This is a genomic window from Pseudomonas sp. H1_D05 (assembly GCF_054682705.1).
This window is the reverse complement of record NZ_CP162825.1, coordinates 111,994-136,426: the sequence shown is the minus strand read 5'-3', so window position 1 is coordinate 136,426 and position 24,433 is coordinate 111,994. Positions and strand designations below refer to the sequence as shown.

Here is a 24,433-nt window from a genome sequence, read left to right as displayed (position 1 = left end):
GGAATGAACACCAAATACCTTGTAGGAGTGAGCCTGCTCGCGATAGCGGTTTATCAGTGACATTTACTGTGACTGACACTCCGCTATCGCGAGCAGGCTCACTCCTACAGGTGGATTGTGTGTTTCTCAGGTGCGCGGCAGGCGAATGATGGCGGTAAGGCCGCCGCCGGGGGTTTCTTCTAGGTTGAGCTGCCCACCCAAACGCTGGGCCGCTTCGCGGGCAATCGTCATACCCAGCCCGACGCCGCCTGAGTTGCGATTGCGCGAGCCTTCCAGCCGATAAAATGGTTCAAACACCGCTTCACGCTTGTCCTCGGTGATCCCCGGGCCGTGATCGATTACGCGGATCAGCAGTTGCTCGCGCTGATCCTGCAATTCGATGCGTGCCTGGCCGGCATAACGCAGGGCATTGTCCATGAGGTTGTTGAGGCACGAACGCAGCGCCATCGGCTGTACCGGCAACGGTGCGCAATGGCCGCTGACCTGTACGTCGGCGCCTTGATCCTGCGCGTTTTCGCACAGTGATTCGACCAGCGCCTGCACATCCATCAATTGCAAGGCTTCGCTGGTGCGCTGTTCGTGCAGGTAGGTGAGGGTGGCGTCGAGCATGCCGATCATGTCGTCGAGGTCCTGACGCATCTGGCCTTGCAGCTTTTCATCGCTGATGTTTTCCAGGCGCAGTTTCAGGCGTGACAACGGTGTGCGCAGATCATGGGAAACCGCGCCCAGCATCCGTGCGCGCTGCTGCACCTGTTCGCGAATGCGTTGCTGCATCAGGTTGAAGGTGTAGGCGGCTTGTCGCGATTCCCGCGGGCCGGACTCGTCGAGCGGCGGGCTGTCGAGGTCTTCGCTGAGGCGTTCGGCGGCGTCGCTCAGGCGCTGGATCGGGCGACTGAGCAGTTTGGCGCCGTACCAGGCCGCGATCATCAGCGTGATGAATTGAAAGGTCAGCGGCACCACCGGGCCACCGAACCACGGACGCGGTGGCCGTGGCGGGTAGCGCGGATCATGTGCCATCGGTTGCCCTTCGGCGCCTTGAGAGAACTCCGGTGGCGGTGGGGGCGGCGGTGGCCCGTAGTGGTGGAACCAGGCGAACGCCAGCAGGTGCGCCAGGACAATCGCCACGAACAGCACGCCAAACAGGCGCCCGAACAGCGTGTCGAAGCGCGCCCGCATCAGCCGATGTCCCGCGCGTCGAACAGGTAACCCTCACCGCGCACGGTTTTGATCAACTGCGGGGCTTTCGGGTCGTCGCCGAGTTTCTGCCGCAGACGCGAGACCAGCAAATCGATGCTGCGGTCGAAGGCTTCGATCGAGCGGCCACGGGCAGCATCGAGCAGTTGCTCGCGGCTGAGTACCCGACGCGGACGTTCGATAAACACCCACAGCAGGCGGAATTCGGCGTTGGACAGCGGCACCACCAGACCATCGTCGGCGATCAACTGGCGCAGGACGCTGTTCAGACGCCAGTTGTCGAAACGAATGTTCGCCCGCTGTTCGGTTCGATCGTCGCGCACTCGGCGCAGAATGGTTTGAATGCGCGCGACCAGTTCGCGTGGCTCGAACGGTTTGGCCATATAGTCATCGGCGCCCAGTTCCAGGCCGATGATGCGGTCGGTCGGTTCGCAACGGGCGGTGAGCATCAGGATCGGGATGTCCGATTCGGCGCGCAGCCAGCGGCACAGCGACAAGCCGTCTTCGCCGGGCAGCATCAGGTCCAGCACGACAACGTCGAAATGTTCGGCGAGCAGCGCCTGACGCATCGCCGCGCCGTCGGTGACGCCGCTGGCGTGGATATTGAAGCGCGCGAGGTAGTCAATCATCAGCTCGCGGATCGGCACGTCATCATCGACGATCAGCGCGCGAATGCTCCAGCGCTTGTCGTCTTTAGGCTCATCCGTCGCGGTCATTTGGGTGTTGTGCATGAGGCTGTTCATCTGCCAGTAGGCCGCCAACCACAAAAGATGGGCTGCGAGGTTGTGGTTTCAGCATAGGCGTCCGGCCGTGAGGCGGGAAGTGCTGATGTAAGGACGTATTGCGGCTGGTGAGGCTAGCGCGGGTGCTTGTTGCTGGCGTGTCGGTTGTGTATCGGAGTCGACACAATAGCAGCGAGCGCTATGCTGATCACGGCCAGCGCGACGATTTACCGATCATCGGGTGCCGCGCTGCCGCCGGTTCCGCTACAATGCGCGCCGATTTCGACCTGCCTGAGAGCCCATTCATGTCCGCCTGCCAGACTCCTATCATCGTCGCCCTGGATTTCCCTACCCGTGACGCCGCACTGAAGCTGGCCGACCAGTTGGACCCGAAGCTGTGCCGGGTCAAAGTGGGCAAGGAACTGTTCACCAGTTGCGCCGCCGAAATTGTCGGCACCCTGCGTGACAAGGGTTTTGAAGTATTCCTCGACCTGAAATTCCACGACATTCCCAACACCACCGCGATGGCCGTGAAAGCCGCTGCCGAGATGGGCGTGTGGATGGTCAACGTGCATTGCTCCGGTGGTATGCGCATGATGGCCGCTTGCCGTGAAGAGCTGGATAAACGCAGCGGCCCGCAGCCGTTGCTGATCGGCGTGACCGTGCTGACCAGCATGGAGCGCGAAGACCTGGCCGGTATCGGTCTGGATATCGAGCCACAAGAGCAAGTGCTGCGTCTGGCCGCGCTGGCCGAAAAGGCTGGCATGGACGGTCTGGTGTGCTCGGCGCTGGAAGCCTCGGCACTGAAAACTGCGCACCCTTCGCTGCAACTGGTGACCCCGGGAATTCGTCCGGCGGGCAGCGCGCAGGACGATCAGCGCCGCATTCTGACTCCGCGTCAGGCGCTGGATGCCGGTTCCGATTATCTGGTGATTGGCCGTCCGATCAGCCAGGCGGCGGATCCGGCGCAGGCGCTGGCTTCGGTCGTAGCCGAAATCGCCTGATCAGGCACCGCAAAACCCTGTAGGAGTGAGCCTGCTCGCGATAGCGGTGTGTCAAACAACGGTAATGTTGACTGACACACCGCTATCGCGAGCAGGCTCACTCCTACATTTGTTTTGTGGTGGTTTTAGATTTTCAACACCAACTTGCCGAAGTTCTCACCGCTGAACAATTTCATCAGCGTTTCCGGGAAGGTCTCCAGCCCTTCGACGATATCTTCCTTGCTCTTGAGTTGCCCCTTGGCCATCCAGCCGGCCATTTCCTGCGCGGCGCTGGCGTATTGCGCGGCATAGTCCATCACCACAAAACCTTCCATCCGCGCGCGGTTGACCAGCAACGACAGGTAATTGGCCGGGCCTTTGACCGCTTCCTTGTTGTTGTACTGGCTGATCGCGCCGCAGATCACTACACGCGCCTTCATGTTCAAGCGGCTCAACACCGCATCGAGGATGTCGCCGCCAACGTTATCGAAATACACATCGACGCCTTTCGGGCATTCGCGTTTAAGCCCGGCCACGACATCTTCGGACTTGTAGTCGATGGCACCGTCAAAACCCAACTCATCAATAAGGAATTTGCACTTGTCGGCGCCGCCGGCAATGCCAACCACGCGGCAGCCTTTGAGCTTGGCAATCTGCCCGGCGATGCTGCCCACTGCGCCCGCTGCACCGGACAACACCACGGTGTCGCCGGCCTTCGGTGCGCCGACATCCAGCAGGGCGAAGTAGGCGGTCATGCCGGTCATGCCCAGCGCTGACAGGTACACCGGCAGCGGTGCCAGTTTCGGATCGACTTTGTAGAAACCTCTTGGCTCGCCGAGGAAATAATCCTGCACGCCAATGGCGCCGTTGACGTAGTCCCCGACCGCAAAGCCCGGGTTGTTCGAGGCGATGACTTTGCCGACGCCCAGCGCGCGCATGACTTCACCGATACCGACCGGCGGGATGTAGGACTTGCCTTCATTCATCCAGCCACGCATCGCCGGATCGAGAGACAGGTACTCGTTCTTGACCAGAATCTGGCCCGCCGCCGGTTCGCCGACCGGTACTTCCTGATAGGTGAAGGTCTCGCGGTTGGCCGCTCCCACCGGGCGTTTGGCGAGCAGGAACTGGCGATTGGTCTGGTTGGTCATGGCAGGCACTCGAACGGAATGAAGCCTTGTTGATAGACCTTCGCCGGCATTGGCGCAAGGTTGGCTGATGCGGCGAATGCACGCCGATCCAGTGCAGTGATGATCACCTGGCTGGTTTTATCACTGCGACGCATGGGCACATAAACAGCCATTGGATAGTGCTGACGCTCGGCAGACCTCAATGGCTATGCTGCCATTCCATACATCCCCTGCATCTATCCCTTCGAGGACATAACAATGAGCATGACGTTTTCCGGTCAGGTTGCTGTAGTCACTGGCGCGGCCAACGGCATCGGCCGTGCGACCGCCCAGGCGTTCGCCGCCGAAGGCCTGAAAGTGGTGGTCGCCGATCTGGACGCGGCAGGGGGCGAGGGCACGGTGGCGCTGATTCGTACAGCCGGCGGCGAAGCGACCTTCGTGCGCTGCAACGTGACCGTCGAAAGCGAAGTGAAGAATCTGATGGACGAGGTCATCAATACCTACGGCCGTCTCGACTACGCCTTCAACAATGCCGGCATCGAAATTGAAAAAGGCAAACTGGCCGAAGGCTCGATGGATGAGTTCGACGCAATCATGGGCGTCAACGTCAAAGGCGTCTGGCTATGTATGAAGTATCAACTGCCACTGCTGCTGGCGCAGGGTGGCGGGGCGATCGTCAACACCGCCTCGGTAGCGGGACTGGGCGCGGCGCCGAAGATGAGCATCTACGCGGCGTCGAAGCACGCGGTGATCGGTCTGACCAAATCGGCAGCCATCGAATACGCGAAGAAGAAAATCCGCGTCAACGCTGTGTGTCCGGCGGTGATCGATACCGACATGTTCCGCCGTGCTTACGAGGCCGACCCGAAGAAGGGTGAGTTCGCCAACGCCATGCACCCGGTCGGGCGCATCGGCAAAGTCGAGGAAATCGCCAGTGCCGTGTTGTACCTGTGCAGCGACGGTGCGGCATTCACCACCGGCCACTCGCTGGCAGTGGATGGTGGCGTCACCGCTTTCTGAATCACGCCCAAGAACAACAGCCCGCATTCGTTGCGGGCTTTTTTGTGGGCAGCGGTCAGTTCCGTGAAGCCTCTTAAACAATGTGTATCAAACGGTTAGAACGGTCGCTTTTGGCGGCGTTGTCGCACAGCCTGTCCGGCGCGGCTGTGATTTACTGCCGCCAGCAAAACGGACAGGAGTTTGCTTGCTCATGGAATTGAGAATTGATCGACAGGCAATGGTGCCGGTCGTGCAGCAGATTGTTGACGGACTGACCGAGTGGATCCTGCAAAGTGGCGTACCGCCGGCCACCCGTTTGCCGTCCGTGCGGCAAATCGCCCGGGGCAATCTGCTCAGCCAGTCGTGTGTGGTCGAGGCGTGTGAGCGGCTGGTATCGCAGGGTGTTCTGAGTTCATGCCAGGGCACCGGGTTCATTGTCGCCGCCTCGCCCTCGGCAACAGGCGTAGAAGATGAGCTGGCGCCATTCGAGGGCCGGTTCGCCTGGTGCGATGCCGTGTGCGAGGCCGCGGGCGGCTTGAAACTTGGCGCGGGCGGACTGCCGCATAGCTGGCGTGAACCTGACGACCTCAGTTATGCCCTGCGCGAGGTGGCTCGCACCGACATGGCCAGCCTGTTCAACTACAGCACGCCCTTGGGGCTTCCAGCGTTGCGCGAGCAAATCGCCAAGCGCCTGAAACTGTTCGGTATCGAGGCCCGCAGTGCGCAGTTGCTGAGTACCTGCGGCGCCAGCCATGCGCTTGATCTGATCGTGCGCACCTTGTTCAAGGCTGGAGACTGCGTGGTGGTCGAGACGCCCGGTTACGCGCCGTTGTTCGATCTCCTGCGGATGCACGGCGTGCGCATGCTCGAGGTGCGTCGCACCCCGAACGGGCCGGATATCGACGCGCTGGAAGCGTTGCTGCAACAGTTTCGCCCCGGCGCGTTATTCATCAACAGCCATCATCACAACCCCACCGGCAGTTGCCTGTCGCCGAGCGTAGCGCAACGCATCCTGCAACTGAGCAAGACCTACGATTTGCGCGTGATCGAAGACGATGTCTACGCAGACTTGCACACCGGCAACGGCACGCGCCTGGCGGCTCTGGATGATGAGGGGCGAGTCATTTACGTGGGCAGTTTTTCCAAGACGCTGAGCAGCTCGTTGCGGGTCGGTTTCGTTTTTGCCGACAGCGACATGGTCAGACGGCTGGCGCAGGTCAAGATGATCAGCGGTCTGGGGGCGTCAAGGTTTACCGAAGCGGTGCTGGCCAGCCTGATGGTGAGCGGCGCTTACCGCAAACTGGTGCAGCGCCAGCGTCAACGCCTGAATGCCGATCGCGCGGCCGCATTGCAGGCGCTGGAGGACGCCGACTGGGAGGTTTTCGGCAAGCCTGCGGGTGGCTTGTTCATCTGGGCGCGCTCGCGCATGACCGATCAGATTCGGCTGCGTCGGCAGGCTCAACGTTGCGGCGTGTTGCTGTCAGCGCCTGATGCATTCAGTCCCAATGGCGAGTCGGGTGATTGGCTGCGCATCAACGTCGCCTACGCTTGTGATCCACGCGCCCGGCAGTTTTTTCGCTACACCGGTTCGGATCGACCTCAAGTGTTCTGAAAACGACGCAGGCGTAGCTTTTTGCCATTATTCCGACGCCAGAGACTTGTGCTGTTTCATGGCCGTTGCGACTCTTCGCTCTACTGACAATGGCAGGGGACTACGCGCAATGATTTCGGCCATGCAAGGACGTTTTGCCAACCTCGGTATGGCGAAAAAACTGGGTATCGGGTTTGTGCTGGTTTTGCTTCTGACCGCGCTGGTGGCGGTCATCGGCGTTTGGTCCCTGCAAACCATCAGTCAGCGTTTCGACGGGCTGAAACAGATGTCTTCGCTCAACAGCGGCTTGCTCAAGGTGCGCCTGCTTGAGCAGGAATATGCCTTGCGGGGCGATCCGAAGACGGCCGATGCCCTGCGTAAGGGCGTCGACGGACTGGTTGCTCTGGCTGATCAGCTCAAAGCGCAGTCGGCGGCGAATGTGCCGGTCATGAATGATGTGCAGCAGTCGCTGGGCGCTTATCGTAAGGCGTTCGACGAGTTTGTGTCGTTGACTCAGGCCAAGGACCTGGCGCTGGAAATGGCCAGTTGGTCGGTGTCCAGTGTGGCCAACAATCTTGACGTATTGCAGGCCGGACTTGCCGACGACGGTGCTTATACCTTGAAGGACACCGAGGGCAAGGACGGCGCACAGTTCATCGAGCAGGCCAGTCAGGTCAGCCAGGTTTCGCGGTTGATGCTGCAAGCGATGAACGAAGCGCGGATTCGTCTCGATCAAAGCCGCAAGGGCGATGCCGACAGTGCTGGCAAGGGCAATATCGAACAGGCCGCACAAGCGCAGGCGCAGGCCGAAGAATTGAAAACCACGGTCAAGGACGAGGGCTATCTGACCGTGCTCAATGAGGTGTCCGGGCACATCGCCGGTTTCAACGACAAACTGGCCGAGTACACCGGGTTGCTCGCGCAGGAAAAAACCGTCTACGAGCAATTGCACCAGCGTGCCAACGAAGTGGTCGAGCGGGTGAATCAGGCGTATGTCGCTGAAGACGGCGCGATGCAGGCAGAACTGAAGAAAAACTCGCTGCTGATCATCGGCTCATCGGCGCTGGCATTGCTGGTGGGATTACTCGCCGCGTGGCTGATCACCCGACTTATCGTCGCGCCATTGCGCAGTGTGATTCAGGTCGCGCAGCAGATTGCCGCCGGCGACTTGAGTGCGACCGTGGCAGTGACCCGTCGCGACGAGATCGGTCAGTTGATGCTGGCGATGCAACAGATGGGCGCGGGTCTGAGCACCATCGTCAGTGGTTTGCAGGCGGGGATCGAGCAACTGGCCAGTTCGGCGCAATCGTTGTCGGCAGTCACTGAGCAGACCAACCTTGAGGTCAGCAGCCAGAAGGAAGAAACCGAGCAGGTTGCCACGGCGATGAACCAGATGACCGCCACCGTTCACGACGTTGCACGCAACGCCGAAGAAGCGGCGCTGGCCGCGCAGACGGCGGATGACAAGGTCGAGAGTGGACAGCAGGTGGTGCGCCAGAGCATGGCGCGCATCGAGCAATTGGCTGACTCGGCGACGTCGGCCAGTTCGAGCATCGAAAGCCTTAGTGCGGAAATCCAGAATATCGGCACGGTGCTCGGGGTGATCAAGAGTGTTGCCGAACAGACCAATCTATTGGCGCTGAATGCGGCGATCGAGGCTGCGCGGGCTGGGGAGCAGGGCAGGGGCTTTGCGGTGGTGGCTGATGAGGTGCGTGCTTTGGCTCGGCGCACGCAGCAATCGACTGAGGAGATTGAACGGCTGGTCAGTGCTTTGCGCTTGGCGGCGCATTCGTCGGTGCAGCAGATTCAGAGCAGCGGCGAGTTGGTGAAGCTGGCGGTGAGTGATGCGTTGCAGACCGAGAGTGCGCTGGGGAGTATTGCGGCGGCGGTGTCGTTGATTCAGCAGATGAATCAGCAGATTGCGGCGGCGGCCGAGGAGCAGAGTTCGGTGGCGGAGGAGATCAATCGCAGTGTGACGAGTATTCGTGCGAGTGCGGATCAGTCGTCGATCGCGATGCGTGGGAATGCGGCTTCGAGTGTTGAGCTGGCCCAGTTGGGGGGGAGTTGCGCGGGATGGTTGGGCATTTTCGGCTTTGACGCTTTGACGCTTTGACGCTTGGCGGCCTTTGGGCCGACCAGGCTCTTGGGGTTTTGGGGGGATATCCGTTGCTGCGGGTGTTGCTGATTAGGGTTCCGCCCTTACGGCGGGTCACTTTTTACAAACGCCTAAAAAGTAACCAAAAACGCTTGCTCCTACGTGCGGCCCGCTCGCTGGGGCTCGGGGTTCCTTCGCTCCGGGATCGATCCGGGCGCAGCGCCTACGGTTTGCTTCGCTGCACCTCCTCTCGCTGTGTTTGGCTGCGCCAAACGGTCGCTGCGCTCCCACGCCCGGATCAATCCCTCCACTCAGCCTTCCGACGTCGCCCGTGGATCAAGATCAAGAGCGGCAGCCGGGCTAACGCTCATCCTGTTGAGTGGTGAGAAGCTGATGCGGTTGCGAGGTGGGCGTTGCTTTTGCTTTTCTGTGGGAGCGAGTTTGCTCGCGAAGGCGGCCTGACAGCCGACCAATTTTCTATCTGATGTACTCAGCCCCAATGTAGGAGTGAGCCTGCTCGCGATGGCGGCCGGATAGCCGACCAATTTTCTATCGGATGTACTCAGTCCCAATGTAGGAGTGAGCCTGCTCGCGAAGGCGGCCGGATAGCCGACCAATCCGCTATCGGATGTACTCAGTCCCAATGTAGGAGTGAGCCTGCTCGCGAAGGCGGCCGATAGCCGACCAATCCGCTATCGGATGTACTCAGTCCCAATGTGGGAGTGAGCCTGCTCGCGATGGCGGCCGGATAGCCGACCAACCTCTGTCAGATGTACTCAGCGCCCCTTGTGGGAGCGAGCTTGCTCGCGAAGGCGGCCGGATAGCCGACCAATTTTCTATCGGATGTACTCAGTCCCAATGTAGGAGTGAGCCTGCTCGCGAAGGCGGCCGGATAGCCGACCAATCCGCTATCGGATGTACTCAGTCCCAATGTGGGAGTGAGCCTGCTCGCGATGGCGGCCGGATAGCCGACCAACCTCTGTCAGATGTACTCAGCCCCCTGTGGGAGCGAGCCTGCTCGCGAAAGCGGCCTCACATTCACCGGTTTTCTATCAGGTTCACTCCCGCGAGCCCACAAAAAAGCCACCTTTCGGTGGCTTCTCTTCCAGCATCTGCAATCAGTCGTAAATCACTTTCTTCTTCCAGTCCGCATCGGCCTCGACATCTTTGAGGCCGGCGGTCAGTTGGTTTTCTTCACCTTCAACCGGTGCAATCTTGTCCATGACCTGGGCGTTCGCGCGGGCCAGGAGTTTTTCCAGGTATTGCAGTTGTTCTGCGTACATCTGCGGATCCTGCTGTTTGCGCAGGTATTGCACGCCGCGTTCGAAGGCGAGGCGGGCCTGGCCGGGCTGGTTTTGTTGCAGGGACTGTTGGCCGAGGTTGTTGAAGAATTCGATGTGCAGCAGCACCAGAATGTGGCGGACTTCGCGGATCCAGTGTTTGGCTTCATTCGGTGGCAGGAAACCATCGTGGGCGGCGCGGGTGATCTGGCCGTGGAGGGCTTCGAGCAGGAAGCGCACGTCTTTGGCTTTGGCTTCGGTCAGGATCGGTGCCGGTGGGTTGTTGACCGGGATCGATTCGCCTTGGGCGACCAGGGCGCTCAGTTCGGTGATGCGTGCTTTGGTGGTGGCGCTGGTTTTTTCCAGGTTCAGCAGGCGCTGGCAGACGTTCAGTTCCAGACGGGTCAGCAGCAGCTTGAGCGCCGGGGTCATGAACTGGCCGGGGAAGGTTTCGGTCAGTTCGCCGCAACGGCGCAGGCGGTCGTTGAGTTCGACCTTGGTGCGGGCCTTCTCCAGTTTGTTGTTTTCCACCACATGGTTCATGTAGCCAATGGCGATCAGAATTGCGATCCCGGCTATGACAAGCAGGGTGATCATGAGTGGTGTCACCGGTAAGACCTCTTTATAGGGTTCGCATGCGAGTGTAGTGGCTGGGCATTTAGTCGCCTAGCGCCGCTCGACGAGTTGGATCGGCAGGTTCAATCTGTATCGGCCGCACGCTGCTTATATGAATGCTGGCGCTGCGAGTGCAGATTGCCATCACTGTGGGTGGACTATAGCGTCTTGGCGGGTGGCGGAATATAGGCGTCAATCGTCGGGCGACGGAAAAGCCCGATTGCCGCCGTAAAGCAGGTCGAAGTCATTGATTTAAATAAATTTATATCAGGGGGTTGACGACCTCTCAATCCATCCATAGAATGCGCGCCACTTGCAGCGTAAAGCACACAGCGAAGCGCGGCAGGGAGTGAATGTTGTAGTGTGTCCCCTTCGTCTAGTGGCCTAGGACACCGCCCTTTCACGGCGGTAACAGGGGTTCGAGTCCCCTAGGGGACGCCAATGCGGGAATAGCTCAGTTGGTAGAGCACGACCTTGCCAAGGTCGGGGTCGCGAGTTCGAGTCTCGTTTCCCGCTCCAATTTTAAACAGCAGCGCTTTCGGGCGGTGCTGAGTGAAACCAGAACCAAGTCTTCGGATACGGATCTGGACACCGAAACACACACCATGTGTTCCGGGTAGCGTGTCCCCTTCGTCTAGTGGCCTAGGACACCGCCCTTTCACGGCGGTAACAGGGGTTCGAGTCCCCTAGGGGACGCCATTTGCGGGAATAGCTCAGTTGGTAGAGCACGACCTTGCCAAGGTCGGGGTCGCGAGTTCGAGTCTCGTTTCCCGCTCCAAATTCTAAAAACGCCGCTCAGTGAGCGGCGTTTTTATTAGTGAAAGTTGTAGCCTGTGTCCCCTTCGTCTAGTGGCCTAGGACACCGCCCTTTCACGGCGGTAACAGGGGTTCGAGTCCCCTAGGGGACGCCATTGCGGGAATAGCTCAGTTGGTAGAGCACGACCTTGCCAAGGTCGGGGTCGCGAGTTCGAGTCTCGTTTCCCGCTCCATATTCACAAAAACGCCGCTCAACAGAGCGGCGTTTTTGTATGCGCGATTTGTGGCTGTGTCATCAGCCATAAAGAAAAAGGCCCGCCGAAGCGATTCGGCGGGCCTTTTTGCGTTGTGCGTTTGCTTACCAGGACAGCATCAGTCGGCCAGCAAACAGAATAAGCACCACGCCCATCGTGCGTTCAAACCAATGGCCCATACGCATGAACAGCAGGCGAACCCGATTGCTTGAGAAGAACAGCGCGACCACGACAAACCACAGCGCATTCACAAAGCACATCCACAGCCCGTAAAAGGCCTGGATTTGCAAGGGTGTGCTGGCGCTGATGATCGTGGTGAAGATGGCCAGGAAAAACAGTGTGGCCTTGGGGTTGGTTGCATTGGTCAGAAAACCGGTGCTGAAAGCTTTGAACAGGGTTTGTTCGACCACGGGTTCATCCGCAGCTTTTTCACCTTCAACGGCCGATTTGGGTTTGCTGCGCAACAGGCTGACGCCCAGATACAGGATGTAGGCACCGCCAATCACCTTGGCGACGGTCAGCAACCACGGGGTGGTGTGCATCAATGCCCCGACACCCAGCAACGTGTAGAGCACGTGCACGGAAATCCCCGCGCCGATACCCAGCGCCGTGCAGATCCCTACCAAACGGCCGAAGCGTACGCTTTGACGAATGGTGACTGCGAAGTCCGGGCCGGGAGCAACCACGGCCAGAAAGTGAATGGTGGCCAGCGCCAGAAACTCGCCCAGATAATTCGAATACATCTCAGCTCCAGTAGGTCAGGGGTGAAGCATTGCCGCGATAGCCGACAAAAAAGGAAAGGCTCAAACGCGGATCGGCCACGCCCGGGGTCACCGAGTGCATGCGCCGCGAGTTGAACATGATGAAATCACCGGGTTGCGGTCGGACTTCGAGCGCAGGTGGGCCGAGTAGCGCTGGTTCAATGCCATAACTGTCGCCACGCATCTCGTCGAATTGATCCGGGGTGATGTCGTCGTCCCATATCTGCAACGCACCGCCCTCGGTCGGCATATTCAGATAGACGTTGCAGGCGAACTGCGCTTCCAGACTGCGGGCCTGGAAGCTGTCCGGAGCATCCTTGGCGAAGATGTCGTGATGGGCGAGGAAGCACACCCCGGGTTTCACCACGCGCGAAAGGCCGACATACATTTTTCGGCCGTAGAGGTTTTCCAGGTGTGCGCCGGCCGGCCAGGTTTCGTCGAGCATGCAGCGCAAGGTGTCGATCGGTGAGGAGTAGGGCGCGCAGCGATTGCGCAGTTCAGCGATGTTGCTGGTGGCGCGTTCGAAGTAGTCCTCAATCAGCAGCGGCTGGTTTTCCGCCTCGTAAAATGCCATGCCGATGCGGCCGATACTCGGTGCGTTGATGTAACCCTCGAAGCCTGGAGCGAGAATCTTGTCGCCAATCTGAATGGCCAGCGACTCAGGCAAAAAGCCTTTGACGCGGATGGCGAGGACTTCTTCGTTGGCCAGTTTTTTTATGCACGTCTCATCGAGACGCTCGACGTCTAGCATCATTTTTTTAGGTCCATCTATCGATAGTCAACGGAACCTGCGAATGCGGTTCCCCGGCGTCGGACGCTGCCTGAAGCAGCGCCCGAAATGCTCAATCCACGTTGTAGTGGACGGATAACGTGCCTTTCTTCTGCGAAAGGGACGCGATCGTGACTGTGCCCAGATCCTTCAGGCTGCGTACGTGGGTGCCACCGCAGCCATAGGCGGGCAGTTCACCAAAACCGATTTCCCGCGCACCTTCGCGTAGCGAGGTCAGGCGGGGCAGGTCGTGTTCGATCCACTGGTCGATCCCGTGTTGAACGGTCTCTGCATCGACTTCCTGCGCGGTGTCGCCGGGTTTGAATTGCACTCGGCCTTCATCCGGCCAGTGATGGGCTTTGATCGGCATCCAGCCCAGCGCCTGGACGAAATGCCCGATCAGGTGCCCGGCCGAATGCATGCGTGTATTGAAGTGGCGGCGCTGTTCGTCGATGCGGATGCAGGTCATGCCCAGTTCCACCGGCCGGTCGACAAAATGAATGATCCGGTCCGGCTCCTGCACTACACGCAGTACCTGGCTTTCGCCGATCCAGCCGGTATCACACGGCTGACCACCGCCCTGCGGGTGAAACAGCGTGGCGCGCAAGACCACGGCGAATTCGTTCTCTTGGGGCGTGCAGTCGAGGACTTCCACATTGGCCTTGAGGTCATCACTATGGAAAAAGAGGCGAAGCGTCATATTCCATGCCCTTATTAAAGTTTCTTTTTTTATTATATGAATCGTGCAATAACGTGATAATCCGTTCAAACATCAAAGGACTTGTGCGCTGTGAGCATCAATCTGCCGCTACCGCTGCTTGGTGAAATGGCGATTTTCGTCAAGGTCGTCGAGACCGGTAGCTTCTCTGAAGCGGCTCGGCAGTTGGGTTCATCGCCGTCAGCGGTGAGTCGTAGTATTTCGCGGCTGGAAAAGGCCTTGGCCACGCGCCTGCTGCAGCGCACTACACGCAAACTGCGCTTGAGTGACGGTGGCGAAGAGGTGTTCAAACGCTGCCAGGAGATGGTCAGCGCGGCCAAGTCGGTGATGGAAATCAGCGGCCAGTTCACCCATGAAGCGGAAGGACTGGTGCGCGTCAGCGTGCCGAAAGCGGTGGGGCGCTTCGTGATTCATCCGCACATGCCCGAGTTCCTGCGGCGTTATCCCAAGGTCGATGTCGAGTTGTTGCTGGAGGATCGCCAGATCGATTTGATCGACGACCATGTCGATCTGGCCATTCGCATCACCGATCGACCACCGGCCGGGCTGGTTGGCCGGCAGTTACTGACCATCGACCATTTGCTCTGTGCCACGCCGCAGTACCTGGCCGAGCACGGCGTACCGACTCACCCGCATGATCTGCTCAATCACAGTTGTATTTATCTGGGGGAAACCCCGAGTGATGCGCGCTGGAAATTCAAGAAGGGCAGTAAGGCGGTGACGGTAGGTGTCCGCGGTAGGTATGCCGCCAATCACACCGGTGTGCGGCTGGGCGCGGTGTTGCAGCACATCGGCATCGGCAGCCTGCCGTATTTCACCGCCCGTTACGCGCTTGAGCAAAAGTTGGTGGTGCAGGTGTTGCCGGACTGGACGTTCCTCGCGTCCTATCACGGCGGACTGTGGCTGCTGCATTCGCCGACGCGCTATCTGCCACCCAAGTTGCGGGTGTTCATCGACTATCTGGTGGAGTGCCTGCAGAAAGAGCCGACCTTGAGCAAGCCGGGCAAATCAGTGGGGGAAAGCAACGCGGCGATGGCGTATGAATTGCCCGAAAGTGAAGGGTTGTTGTAGCGCAAAGCAAAAGATCGCAGCCTTCGGCAGCTCCTACAGAGGATTGCGTGAGTCCACTGTGGGAGCTGCCGAAGGCTGCGATCTTTTGATCTTCAACCCACTGTTATATCAGTGCTTGCTGTCCTGAGCGGACATCGCCAGCAGTTGTTTTTCCTGGTTCCAGTCGAACGGTTCATCGTTCTGTTCGGCTTCGTAGCGACGTTCTTCCAGTGCCTGATACAGGTCGATCTCTTCATCGGACAAGTAATGCAGGCAGTCGCCGGCGAAGAACCACAACAGATCGCGGGGGATCAGGTGGGCGATTTGCGGATAACGGCTAATCACTTGAGTCAGGATGTCCTGGCCCAGGTACTGGCTTTCGATCGGATCGATCGGCAGCGATGCCAGCAGTTCGTCGAAGCGCTCCAGGAACAAGGCATGGCTTTCTTCGGGAACCTGATCGGCCTCACCTACGGCGACCAGGATACTGCGCAGGTGGTCGAGCAAAACAAGATGATCGGCAACGACGTTGGACACGAGATAAGTCCTCAAGAGCAAAACGGGCGCGGGAGTATAAAGCTCCCGCGCCCTCTTGGACATGGTTGTCAGGATCAGCGGACTTTGCCCTCTGCCAGTTTCAGTTCCTCTTTGTCGAAGTCATCGACGTCGATCACCTTGCGTCGTGCGGCTTCGGCATCGCGCAGGCTCTGTGCTTCTCCCGGTTGCAACACCCCGGCCTCCAGCGCCGCATCGATGGCGTGCTCACCTGCGACCGGTTTGACCTGACCGCTTTTCAGCGACGTGTGCAGTTTTTTGTGCAGTGGCTGCGCGGCATTCAGTAAATCACTGGCGTGTTGCAGCGCGCCGACGGCATCGTCTGCCGACTGCGGGCGATAGCAACCGGTAAGCAGTTCTTCCAGCGCCGGATCACCTTTGGCGCGACCAATCACGCCTGCCACCTCGGCACCGAGTTTGTCCGACGGGCCTTTGTGACGACGACCGAACGGGAACACGATGGCTCGCAGCAGGCAACCGAATACCTTGTTCGGGAAGTTGCGCAGCAATTCATCCAGCGCCCGTTCCGATTGGCCGAGGCTTTCTTCCATCGCCCAACGGAACAGTGGCTCCATATACGCTGGCGAATCCAGATCGTGATAACGCTTGAGCGCGGCGGAGGCCAGATACAGGTTGCTCAACACATCACCCAGACGTGCCGACAGACGCTCGCGACGTTTCAGTTCGCCGCCCAGCAACATCATGCTGAAGTCGGCGAGCATGGCGAACGCCGCTGCCTGGCGGTTGAGTGCGCGGAAGTAGCCTTGGCTGATCTTGTCGCCCGGCGCATGCTCGAAGTGGCCGAAACCGAGGTTCAACACCAGCGTACTGGCCGCATTGCTTACGGCGAAACCGATGTGTTTGAGCAGCAAACCATCGAACTCTTTCAGCGCCTGATCCTTGTCCTCACGACCGGCGAGGGCCATCTCCTTCAGCACGAATGGATGGCAACGAATCGCGCCCTGACCGAAGATCATCAGGTTGCGCGACAGGATGTTTGCACCTTCCACGGTGATGAAGATCGGCGCGCCGTTCCAGCTACGCCCGAGGTAGTTGTTCGGGCCCATGATGATCGCCTTGCCACCATGCACATCCATGGCGTGGCTGATGCACTCGCGGCCGCGTTCGGTGAGGTGATACTTGAGAATCGCCGAGAGCACCGACGGTTTCTCGCCCAGGTCCACTGCGTTGGCAGTGAGCATCCGCGCCGCGTCCATCATCCAGGCGTTGCCGCCGATGCGCGCCATGGCTTCCTGAATACCTTCGAAAGCCGACAGCGGTACATTGAATTGCTCACGAATCTGCGCGTACTGACCGGTGACCAGGCTGGTGAATTTGGCCGCGCCAGTGCCGACTGCCGGCAACGAGATCGAACGGCCGACCGACAGGCAGTTCATCAGCATCATCCAGCCCTTGCCGAGCATCTCCTGACCGCCGATGAGGAAGTCCAGCGGAATAAACACGTCTTTGCCCGAGTTCGGGCCGTTCATGAACGCCGCGCCGAGTGGCAGGTGACGACGACCGATTTCCACCCCAGCGGTATCGGTCGGAATCAACGCGAGGCTGATGCCAAGGTCTTCCTTGTCGCCCAGCAGATGCTCCGGGTCGTAGGCCTTGAAAGCGAGGCCGAGGAGGGTCGCGACAGGACCGAGGGTGATGTAGCGTTTTTCCCAGTTCAGGCGCAGGCCGATGACTTCCTGACCTTCCCATTGGCCTTTGCAGATGATCCCGGTGTCGGGCATCGCACCGGCATCGGACCCGGCGAGCGGACCGGTGAGGGCGAAGCACGGGATGTCATCGCCACGGGCCAGCCGTGGCAGGTAGTGATTGCGTTGTTCGTCAGTGCCGTAATGCAGCAGCAGTTCGGCCGGGCCGAGGGAGTTCGGCACCATCACGGTGGAGGCGAGGTCACCGCTACGGGTAGCGAGTTTCATCGCCACCTGTGAGTGGGCGTAAGCCGAGAAGCCTTTGCCACCGAATTCTTTCGGGATGATCAGGGCGAAGAAACCGTGTTCCTTGATATGCGCCCAGGCTTCGGGTGGCAGGTCCATCGACTGGCCGATCTGCCAGTCAGTGACCATCGCGCAGAGTTCCTCGGTCGGGCCGTCAATGAACGCCTGTTCTTCCTCACTCAATTGCGCCTTGGGATAGGCCAGCAGTTTGTCCCAGTCCGGGCGGCCGCTGAACAGCTCACCGTCCCACCACACGGTGCCGGCGTCGATTGCGTCGCGTTCGGTCTGCGACATGGGTGGCAGGGTTTTCTGGAACCAGTTGAACAACGGCGCAGTGAAATGCTTGCGACGCAGGTCGGGCAGCAGCAGCGGGGCAGCGACCACCGCCAGCAGCACCCAGAACACCAGCAACAACCAGCCCGGCGCATGACTGAAAATACCCATCGCCAGCAGGTAGACTGCCACGATGCCCAACGCAGGCAGAGGTGAAATACGCCGGTGGGCGAGATACGCCACACCAACGATCAAAACCAGTATCCACAACAACAGCATATTCAGTCCTCCGTGAACCAAGGCAAATCGACCCTCCAGAGCTTAGACGGCATCTGTAAAACCGGGTGGTCAGACCAAGGTGATTGAAATCGTGGGAAACCCCGGATGGTTTTCGTAGGTTCGGTGGGCAACACGTGTGGGAAATCGTTCGCTGATCCCGCGTCTTTGCGTCCAAGTTTGGCCGAAACGTCGTTATCTCTGTGCTGACGCTGTCGCTAGACTCGGGGCTCACCCAGGAGATTGTCGTCATGCGCGAGTATCTGAGTCCCGGCCGCTTCATCGATAGTGACCATCCGGCAGTGGTGGAGTTCGCCGAACAACATCGGGGTGCCAGCCGCGATCCGCTCGAGCGGGCGATCAATCTTTATTACGCGGTGCGTGAGGCGGTGCGCTACAACCCCTACACCTTCAGTCGCGATCCGCAGACCTTGCGTGGCAGCTATGCGCTGACGACGGGGGAGAGTTATTGCGTGCCCAAAGCCACGCTGCTTGCCGGTTGTGCGCGGCATTGCGGGATCCCGGCGCGTATCGGTCTGGCCGACGTAAAAAATCACTTATCGACGCCACGTCTGCTTGAGTTGCTGAAAAGCGACATGTTCGCCATGCACGGGTACACCGAACTGTTCCTCAATGGACGCTGGGTCAAAGCCACACCGGCGTTCAATCAGAAGCTATGCGAATTGTTCAACGTTGCGCCGCTGGAGTTCGACGGTATCAATGACAGCGTTTTCCACCCGTTCAATCGCGACGGCGCGCAGCTCATGGAGTATCTGGTCGATCACGGCCAATTCGCCGATGTCCCGGAAACGTTCTTCTTCGAACATTTGCAAAAGTGCTATCCGCATCTGTTCACTGATCAGCAGCCGCAACGGCTGGGCGATATGCAGAGTGATTTGAGCCGTACCTGATCCGGCGTATGCTGCCTGCCCACTCATTTGAAAAGAGGCGGTCATGCTGAAGATCTGGGGACGGAAAAACTCATCGAATGTCAGGAAGCCATTGTGGGCGGCTGAAGAGCTTGGCCTGGCCTACGAGGCAATCGATGCCGGCGGCGCATTTGGAGTAGTCGACACTCCCGAGTACCGGGCGATGAACCCGAATGGCCGGGTGCCGGTGATCGAAGACGACGGTTTCGTGCTGTGGGAGTCCAACGCCATCGTCCGCTATCTGCTGGCCAGACATGCGCCCGACAGTCACTGGTATCCGGCGGATCCGCAAGCGCGAGCCATCGCTGACAAATGGATGGACTGGACCACTTCAAGTTTTGCCGGTCCCTTCCGCACGGTGTTCTGGGGCGTCTTGCGCACGCCGGCGGACAAGCAGGACTGGGCTGCGATCAACGCCGCGATCAAGGAATGCAATGAGTTGCTGAGCATGGCCGATCATGCCTTGGCCAGTCAGCCATATCTCTCTGGACAAGACATCGGCATGGGCGATATCCCGCTCGGCAGTTTCATTTATGCCTGGTTCGAGATGCCCATCGAACGCGCACCACAAGCGCATCTGCAAGCCTGGTATGAGCGCTTGAAGCAGCGTCCGGCTTACCAGAAAGCGGTTATGACCGCTTTGACTTAATACTTACTATCGACACACTTGACTGTACTTGTGCGGCGGCGGCAAGCACCATTGCGCTCTGGTGCTGCGGTTGTTTCCCTCGCCGCCCGCCCTTATTTATCCCTTTCTTCCCTTCTTGGTGCGTAAATCCGATATGAGTTCCGCTCTGTCCATCCGGCAGCTAACCAAAACCTACGGCAACGGGTTCCAGGCCTTGAGTGGTATCGATCTGGACGTCGCCGAAGGTGATTTTTTCGCCTTGCTCGGCCCTAATGGTGCCGGCAAATCCACGACCATCGGCATTCTCTCGACCTTGGTGAACAAGACCAGCGGCACGGTGAATATCTTCGGCCATGACCTGGACAAAAATCCTGCGCAGCTCAAGCGCTCGATTGGCGTGGTGCCCCAGGAATTCAACTTCAATCAGTTCGAAAAGACCTTCGACATCGTCGTGACCCAGGCCGGTTACTACGGCATTCCGGCGAAGATCGCCAAGGAACGCGCCGAGCAGTACCTGACCCAACTGGGCCTGTGGGACAAGCGCGATGTGCCGTCGCGTTCGCTGTCCGGGGGCATGAAGCGGCGTTTGATGATCGCCCGAGCGCTGGTGCACGAACCGCGTCTGCTGATCCTCGATGAACCGACCGCAGGCGTCGACATTGAGCTGCGTCGATCAATGTGGACGTTCCTCACCGAACTGAACCAGAAAGGCATCACCATCATCCTCACCACGCACTATCTGGAAGAGGCTGAGCAGTTGTGCCGCAACATCGGCATCATCGACCACGGCACCATCGTCGAGAACACCAGCATGAAACAGTTGCTGGGCCAGTTGCACGTGGAGACCTTCCTGCTGGACCTGAAAAACGACTTGAACGCCGCGCCGCAATTGCTCGGTTATCCGGCGCGATTGATCGACAGCCACACCCTGGAAGTTCAGGTCGACAAATCCATGGGCATCACGGCGTTGTTCACCCAGTTGGCGCAGCAGAACATCGAAGTGCTGAGCCTGCGTAACAAAACCAATCGCCTCGAGGAGCTGTTCGTGTCCCTGGTGGAGAAGAATCTGTCGAAGGTGGCGGTATGAGTTCCGAATTCCGTCCCAACCTCGTCGCCCTGCAGACCATTGTTTACCGCGAGGTCAAACGCTTCACGCGGATCTGGCCGCAGACGCTGCTGCCGCCAGCGATCACCATGGTTCTGTATTTCGTGATCTTCGGTAACCTGATCGGTCGGCAGATCGGCGACATGGGTGGCTTCACTTACATGGAGTACATCGTGCCGGGGCTGATCATGATGTCGGTGATCACCAACTCCTACGGCAACGTGGTCTCGAGTTTCTTCGGCAGCAAGTTCCAGCGTTCCATCGAAGAGCTGATGGTGTCGCCGGTGTCGCCGCACACTATTCTGATCGGTTTCACCATTGGCGGCGTGTTGCGTGGTCTGATGGTTGGCGTGATCGTGACCATTCTGTCGCTGTTCTTCACCCATTTGCAGGTGCATCACCTCGGCGTGACCATTTTGGTGGTGGTACTGACGGCGACGATTTTCTCGCTGCTGGGCTTCATCAACGCAGTGTTTGCGCGCAACTTCGATGATATTTCGATCATCCCGACCTTTGTGCTGACTCCGCTGACGTACCTGGGTGGGGTGTTTTACTCGATCACCTTGCTGCCGCCGTTCTGGCAGACCGTGTCGTTGGCCAACCCGGTGCTGCACATGGTCAACGCCTTCCGTTACGGCATTCTGGGTGTGTCGGATATCAAGATCGGCATTGCGATCACCTTCATGCTGGTGGCGACCGTTGTGCTGTATCTCGGATGTGCGCGGTTGCTGGTGAGTGGGCGCGGGATGCGTACCTGATCCAGAACCGCGTCGACTTCTTCGCGAGCAGGCTCGCTCCCACATTGGATCTATGTTGTGCTGAAGATCTTCTGTGGGAGCGAGCTTGCTCGCGAATGCAGACGCCACAAATCAGAACGGCCTCCCATTGCGGAGGCCGTTTTGCGTTCAGCGCATGCGACTCTTCTTGCGCCGCGCCCATTGCCGCGCCACCCACCAGCGCCAATACATCATCACAATGCAGTAGGCGAGGGCGCCGAGTACCAGTCCGACTACCACCGAGCCGAGCAGAAACGGCTGCCACAACGTCGACAACTCGCCGCTGATCCACTCCCAGGTCAGCTCGTCCGGTAGATGTCGGGCGGGCACATCCATCAAAAACGCCCCGGCCTGATAGGTGCAGAAGAACACCGCCGGCATGGTGATCGGATTGGTCAGCCAGACCAGGCTGACCGCAATCGGCATGTTGCCGCGCACCGTGACGGCGAGGGCGGCGGCCACCAGCATCTGCGCCGGGATCGGCAGGAACGCGGCGAACAGGCCAACCGCCATCGCCCGGGCGACCGAGTGACGATTGAGGTGCCAGAGGTTCGGGTCATGCAGCAACTTGCCGAGAAAGCGTAAGGATTTGTGTTCCCTGATGCTCGTCGGGTCGGGCATATAACGTTTGAATAAGCGCCGGGGCATAAGGCTTCTCGGTCGGTTAAGGCGGCAAGTATGTCTGGATTCTACGAAGCGCCCATTCAGACTTTGTGACAATTGTTGACGACGCGTGTAACCGACAACCGCTATGCCTAAGTGCGGGACTCTCAAGGACGGGCTTATGCGCACAGGGATGATGGCGCTCGCAGTCGGTCTGCTGGTCGCGGTTTTTATGCCGGCATTACCGCCGGTCTGGTTGATGCTGTTGTTGCCGGTCGTGGCTTTGATGCTGCTGCCGTTCCGCAGCTATCCGCTGGCGTTTTTGCTGTTTGGCTTCACGTGGGCCAGCGTCGGTGCGCAATGGGCGTTGAATGATCGTTTGCCGGCCGGGCTGGATGGCGAAACCCGGTGGGTTGAAGGGTGGGTCGTCGGTTTGCCGCAGAACAGCGACGGCGTGGTGCGCTTCGAATTGGCCGAGGCGCACTCGCGTCATGAAAAACTGCCATCGCTGATGCGGCTTGCCTGGTACGCCGGGCCGCCGGTCAACAGCGGCGAGCGTTGGCGTTTGGCGGTCAAGCTCAAGCGTCCCGGTGGATTGCGCAATCCCGAGGCCTTTGACTACGAGGCCTGGCTGCTGGCGCAACGTATTGGCGCCACCGGCACGATCAAGGACGGCCAGCGCTTGAGCGAAGCGCGTTGGGCCTGGCGTGACAGTATTCGCCAGCGTTTGCTGAGCGTGGATGCGCAGGGGCGAAACGGCGCATTGGCGGCGTTGGTGCTGGGTGACGGCTCGGGGCTCAGTCGTGAGGACTGGCAGACTCTGCAGGACACCGGCACCGTGCACTTGCTGGTGATTTCCGGTCAGCACATCGGATTGCTGGCGGCGCTGATGTATGGGCTGGTCGCCGGCATGGCGCGATATGGCCTGTGGCCGCTGCGCTGGCCGTGGCTGCCGTGGGCCTGTGGTCTGGGGTTCGCGGCAGCACTCGGTTATGGCCTGCTTGCCGGGTTCGACGTGCCAGTGCAGCGCGCCTGCGTGATGGTCGGACTGGTGCTGTTGTGGCGCCTGCGTTTTCGTCATCTTGGCGCAGGGTGGCCGTTGTTGCTGGCGTTCAACGCTGTGCTGTTGCTGGACCCGCTCGCCAGTTTGCGTCCGGGTCTGTGGCTCTCGTTTGCGGCGGTGGCGGTGCTGATCTTTACCTTTGGCGGCCGCTTGGGCGCGTGGCGCTGGTGGCAGACCTGGACGCGGGCGCAGTGGTTGATCGCGATCGGCTTATGTCCGGTGTTGCTGGCGCTGAACCTGCCGATCAGCCTCAGCGGGCCGCTGGCCAATTTGCTTGCGGTGCCTTGGGTCAGTCTTGCGGTGTTACCGCCGGCGCTGCTTGGAACCGTGTTGCTGCCTGTTCCTTTTGTCGGCGCCGGCCTGCTGTGGCTGGCCGGCGGTTTGATCGATGGGTTGTTTCACGCGCTGGCGACGATTGCCGGGCATTGGCCGGCGTGGATCGCACCCTCGATACCCGCTTGGGTCTGGGCCATTGGCAGCCTCGGCGCCGGGTTATTACTGTTGCCGCGCGGCGTGCCGCTGCGTCCACTGGGCTGGCCGTTGTTGTTGCTGCTGGTCGTGCCGCCACGCGATCAGATAGATGAAGGATTGGCCGATATCTGGCAGCTCGATGTCGGCCAAGGCTTGGCCATCCTGATCCGGACCCGCCATCACGCGTTGCTCTACGATGCGGGGCCGCGCTTTGGTGAGTTCGATCTCGGCGAGCGTGTGGTGCTGCCTTCATTGCGCAAACTGAGCGTGGGAAAACTCGATTTGATGCTGCTCAGCCATGCCGACGCCGATCACGCCGGCGGCGCTTTGGCGATCAGCCGTGGTTTGACCGTCGATCAGGTAATCAGCGGCGACCCGGCGGGGCTGCCCGCGCAATTGAACGCCCAAGCTTGTGCAAGTGGCCAGCAATGGCAATGGGACGGCGTGCGTTTTCAACTCTGGCAGTGGGCGGACGCTGACGACAGCAATCAGCGTTCCTGCGTATTGCAGATCGAGGCCAATGGCGAGCGCCTGCTGTTGACCGGCGACATCGACAGCCATGCCGAACGCGTGCTGCTCGACGGTCCACTGGCCGTGCCGACGCAATGGCTGCAATCGCCTCATCATGGCAGTCGCAGTTCATCGTCAATGGCGCTGCTCAACGTCTTGAAACCCGAGTCCGTGCTGATCTCTCGAGGTCATGGCAACTCATTTGGCCATCCACACCCGACCGTGCTGGCGCGTTATCGCAAACTGGGCCTGAATATTTACGACAGCGCCGAGCAGGGCGCCATTCATCTGCAACTGGGCACCTTCCGGGCACCACGCACGATGCGTCATCAGCGGCGTTTCTGGCGTGATCCGCCCGCACTGGCCCGCTGATCG

21 protein-coding genes, 6 tRNA genes and 1 pseudogene are annotated in these 24,433 nt (G+C 59.7%); 17 read left to right on the top strand and 11 right to left on the bottom strand.

The features are described 5' to 3' along the window. Positions 1 to 126 precede the first annotated feature (126 nt). Entirely contained in the window at positions 127 to 1,176 is a 1,050-nt protein-coding gene (locus tag AB4O11_RS00690; protein ID WP_320336517.1) for a sensor histidine kinase, read from the bottom strand. Beyond that, positions 1,176 to 1,925: a response regulator gene (locus AB4O11_RS00685; protein ID WP_016983639.1), complete on the bottom strand. Its 750-nt coding sequence runs from the start codon at positions 1,923 to 1,925 to the stop codon at positions 1,176 to 1,178. Before AB4O11_RS00685 ends, AB4O11_RS00690 begins: the two co-directional genes overlap by 1 nt. A 296-nt stretch (positions 1,926 to 2,221) precedes the next feature. Here AB4O11_RS00685 and pyrF point away from each other — a divergent pair, with 296 nt between their 5' ends. Further along, the gene (gene pyrF / locus AB4O11_RS00680; protein WP_175559628.1) at positions 2,222 to 2,920 is read left to right on the top strand and encodes an orotidine-5'-phosphate decarboxylase; all 699 of its coding nucleotides are present in this window, start codon (positions 2,222 to 2,224) and stop codon (positions 2,918 to 2,920) included. Positions 2,921 to 3,045: 125 nt separating this feature from the next. On the opposite strand, the gene AB4O11_RS00675 is transcribed toward pyrF, so the two are convergent. Further along, complete coding sequence (locus AB4O11_RS00675; protein ID WP_116256262.1) at positions 3,046 to 4,050, bottom strand: NADP-dependent oxidoreductase; 1,005 nt, start codon at positions 4,048 to 4,050, stop codon at positions 3,046 to 3,048. Beyond that, a complete protein-coding gene (locus AB4O11_RS00670) occupies positions 4,047 to 4,184 on the bottom strand; it encodes a hypothetical protein (RefSeq protein WP_158561679.1) in 138 nt (45 codons plus the stop codon). Before AB4O11_RS00670 ends, AB4O11_RS00675 begins: the two co-directional genes overlap by 4 nt. Before the next feature lie 103 nt (positions 4,185 to 4,287). On the opposite strand from AB4O11_RS00670, the gene AB4O11_RS00665 reads away from it, so the two are divergent. From AB4O11_RS00665 to AB4O11_RS00650, 4 genes and pseudogenes are all read left to right on the top strand, one after another. Next, the gene (locus AB4O11_RS00665; RefSeq protein WP_007917441.1) at positions 4,288 to 5,049 is read left to right on the top strand and encodes an SDR family oxidoreductase; all 762 of its coding nucleotides are present in this window, start codon (positions 4,288 to 4,290) and stop codon (positions 5,047 to 5,049) included. A 190-nt stretch (positions 5,050 to 5,239) separates the two neighbouring features. Continuing rightward, positions 5,240 to 6,640 carry an aminotransferase-like domain-containing protein gene (locus AB4O11_RS00660; protein ID WP_460129809.1) on the top strand — a complete coding sequence of 467 codons (1,401 nt, stop codon included), beginning with the start codon at positions 5,240 to 5,242 and terminating at the stop codon, positions 6,638 to 6,640. Continuing rightward, positions 6,534 to 7,808, top strand: a pseudogene (locus AB4O11_RS00655) (methyl-accepting chemotaxis protein); the annotation flags it as partial. The gene AB4O11_RS00660 and the pseudogene AB4O11_RS00655, both read left to right, overlap by 107 nt. Positions 7,809 to 7,835: 27 nt before the next feature. Then, positions 7,836 to 8,732 (top strand): methyl-accepting chemotaxis protein, encoded by an 897-nt coding sequence (locus tag AB4O11_RS00650; protein WP_460131176.1) that lies wholly within the window; start codon positions 7,836 to 7,838, stop codon positions 8,730 to 8,732. 1,100 nt (positions 8,733 to 9,832) lie between these two features. Here the strand turns inward: AB4O11_RS00650 and AB4O11_RS00645 are convergent. Then, a complete protein-coding gene (locus tag AB4O11_RS00645; protein WP_016986536.1) occupies positions 9,833 to 10,591 on the bottom strand; it encodes a hypothetical protein in 759 nt (252 codons plus the stop codon). Between the two features lie 383 nt (positions 10,592 to 10,974). On the opposite strand from AB4O11_RS00645, the gene AB4O11_RS00640 reads away from it, so the two are divergent. The 6 genes from AB4O11_RS00640 (at position 10,975) to AB4O11_RS00615 (ending at position 11,598) form a co-directional block, all read left to right on the top strand. Next, a tRNA-Glu gene (locus tag AB4O11_RS00640) sits at positions 10,975 to 11,050 on the top strand. A 2-nt stretch (positions 11,051 to 11,052) separates the two neighbouring features. Next, positions 11,053 to 11,128, top strand: a tRNA-Gly gene (locus AB4O11_RS00635). A 104-nt stretch (positions 11,129 to 11,232) separates the two neighbouring features. Then, a tRNA-Glu gene (locus AB4O11_RS00630) sits at positions 11,233 to 11,308 on the top strand. A gap of 3 nt (positions 11,309 to 11,311) precedes the next feature. Continuing rightward, positions 11,312 to 11,387 (top strand) — tRNA-Gly (locus tag AB4O11_RS00625). A gap of 57 nt (positions 11,388 to 11,444) precedes the next feature. Then, positions 11,445 to 11,520 (top strand) — tRNA-Glu (locus AB4O11_RS00620). A gap of 2 nt (positions 11,521 to 11,522) precedes the next feature. Next, positions 11,523 to 11,598, top strand: a tRNA-Gly gene (locus AB4O11_RS00615). A gap of 125 nt (positions 11,599 to 11,723) precedes the next feature. Here the strand turns inward: AB4O11_RS00615 and AB4O11_RS00610 are convergent. The 3 genes from AB4O11_RS00610 to AB4O11_RS00600 all read right to left on the bottom strand — a co-directional run bounded on the left by AB4O11_RS00610 (position 11,724) and on the right by AB4O11_RS00600 (position 13,849). After that, positions 11,724 to 12,362 (bottom strand): LysE family translocator, encoded by a 639-nt coding sequence (locus AB4O11_RS00610; protein ID WP_095048634.1) that lies wholly within the window; start codon positions 12,360 to 12,362, stop codon positions 11,724 to 11,726. A gap of 1 nt (position 12,363) precedes the next feature. After that, positions 12,364 to 13,134, bottom strand: coding sequence for a 2OG-Fe(II) oxygenase (locus tag AB4O11_RS00605; protein WP_460129806.1), 771 nt, complete (start codon positions 13,132 to 13,134; stop codon positions 12,364 to 12,366). A gap of 88 nt (positions 13,135 to 13,222) precedes the next feature. Next, positions 13,223 to 13,849: an alanyl-tRNA editing protein gene (locus AB4O11_RS00600; RefSeq protein ID WP_093435488.1), complete on the bottom strand. Its 627-nt coding sequence runs from the start codon at positions 13,847 to 13,849 to the stop codon at positions 13,223 to 13,225. 90 nt (positions 13,850 to 13,939) lie between these two features. Between AB4O11_RS00600 and AB4O11_RS00595 the strand changes: the two genes are divergently transcribed. Next, positions 13,940 to 14,938 carry a LysR family transcriptional regulator gene (locus AB4O11_RS00595; RefSeq protein WP_460129804.1) on the top strand — a complete coding sequence of 333 codons (999 nt, stop codon included), beginning with the start codon at positions 13,940 to 13,942 and terminating at the stop codon, positions 14,936 to 14,938. 108 nt (positions 14,939 to 15,046) lie between these two features. Here the strand turns inward: AB4O11_RS00595 and AB4O11_RS00590 are convergent, their stop codons facing one another. Together AB4O11_RS00590 and AB4O11_RS00585 are read right to left on the bottom strand one after the other, a co-directional pair. Beyond that, positions 15,047 to 15,454, bottom strand: a complete 408-nt coding sequence (locus AB4O11_RS00590) for a PA2817 family protein (RefSeq protein ID WP_093435483.1) — start codon at positions 15,452 to 15,454, stop codon at positions 15,047 to 15,049. A 74-nt stretch (positions 15,455 to 15,528) separates the two neighbouring features. Next, complete coding sequence (locus AB4O11_RS00585; RefSeq protein ID WP_460129802.1) at positions 15,529 to 17,976, bottom strand: acyl-CoA dehydrogenase; 2,448 nt, start codon at positions 17,974 to 17,976, stop codon at positions 15,529 to 15,531. Between the two features lie 248 nt (positions 17,977 to 18,224). Between AB4O11_RS00585 and AB4O11_RS00580 the strand changes: the two genes are divergently transcribed. The 4 genes from AB4O11_RS00580 to AB4O11_RS00565 all read left to right on the top strand — a co-directional run bounded on the left by AB4O11_RS00580 (position 18,225) and on the right by AB4O11_RS00565 (position 21,393). After that, a complete protein-coding gene (locus tag AB4O11_RS00580) occupies positions 18,225 to 18,884 on the top strand; it encodes a transglutaminase-like domain-containing protein (protein ID WP_093435478.1) in 660 nt (219 codons plus the stop codon). Positions 18,885 to 18,927: 43 nt separating this feature from the next. Further along, positions 18,928 to 19,551, top strand: a complete 624-nt coding sequence (locus AB4O11_RS00575; RefSeq protein WP_093435475.1) for a glutathione S-transferase family protein — start codon at positions 18,928 to 18,930, stop codon at positions 19,549 to 19,551. A 133-nt stretch (positions 19,552 to 19,684) separates the two neighbouring features. Further along, a complete protein-coding gene (locus AB4O11_RS00570) occupies positions 19,685 to 20,617 on the top strand; it encodes an ABC transporter ATP-binding protein (RefSeq protein WP_093435472.1) in 933 nt (310 codons plus the stop codon). Continuing rightward, entirely contained in the window at positions 20,614 to 21,393 is a 780-nt protein-coding gene (locus AB4O11_RS00565) for an ABC transporter permease (RefSeq protein WP_008087860.1), read from the top strand. Before AB4O11_RS00570 ends, AB4O11_RS00565 begins: the two co-directional genes overlap by 4 nt. A gap of 147 nt (positions 21,394 to 21,540) precedes the next feature. Here the strand turns inward: AB4O11_RS00565 and AB4O11_RS00560 are convergent, their stop codons facing one another. Beyond that, positions 21,541 to 22,059, bottom strand: coding sequence for a DUF2062 domain-containing protein (locus AB4O11_RS00560; protein WP_095048627.1), 519 nt, complete (start codon positions 22,057 to 22,059; stop codon positions 21,541 to 21,543). Positions 22,060 to 22,195: 136 nt separating this feature from the next. Here AB4O11_RS00560 and AB4O11_RS00555 point away from each other — a divergent pair, with 136 nt between their 5' ends. After that, positions 22,196 to 24,430 carry a DNA internalization-related competence protein ComEC/Rec2 gene (locus AB4O11_RS00555; protein ID WP_460129800.1) on the top strand — a complete coding sequence of 745 codons (2,235 nt, stop codon included), beginning with the start codon at positions 22,196 to 22,198 and terminating at the stop codon, positions 24,428 to 24,430. Positions 24,431 to 24,433: the final 3 nt, after the last annotated feature.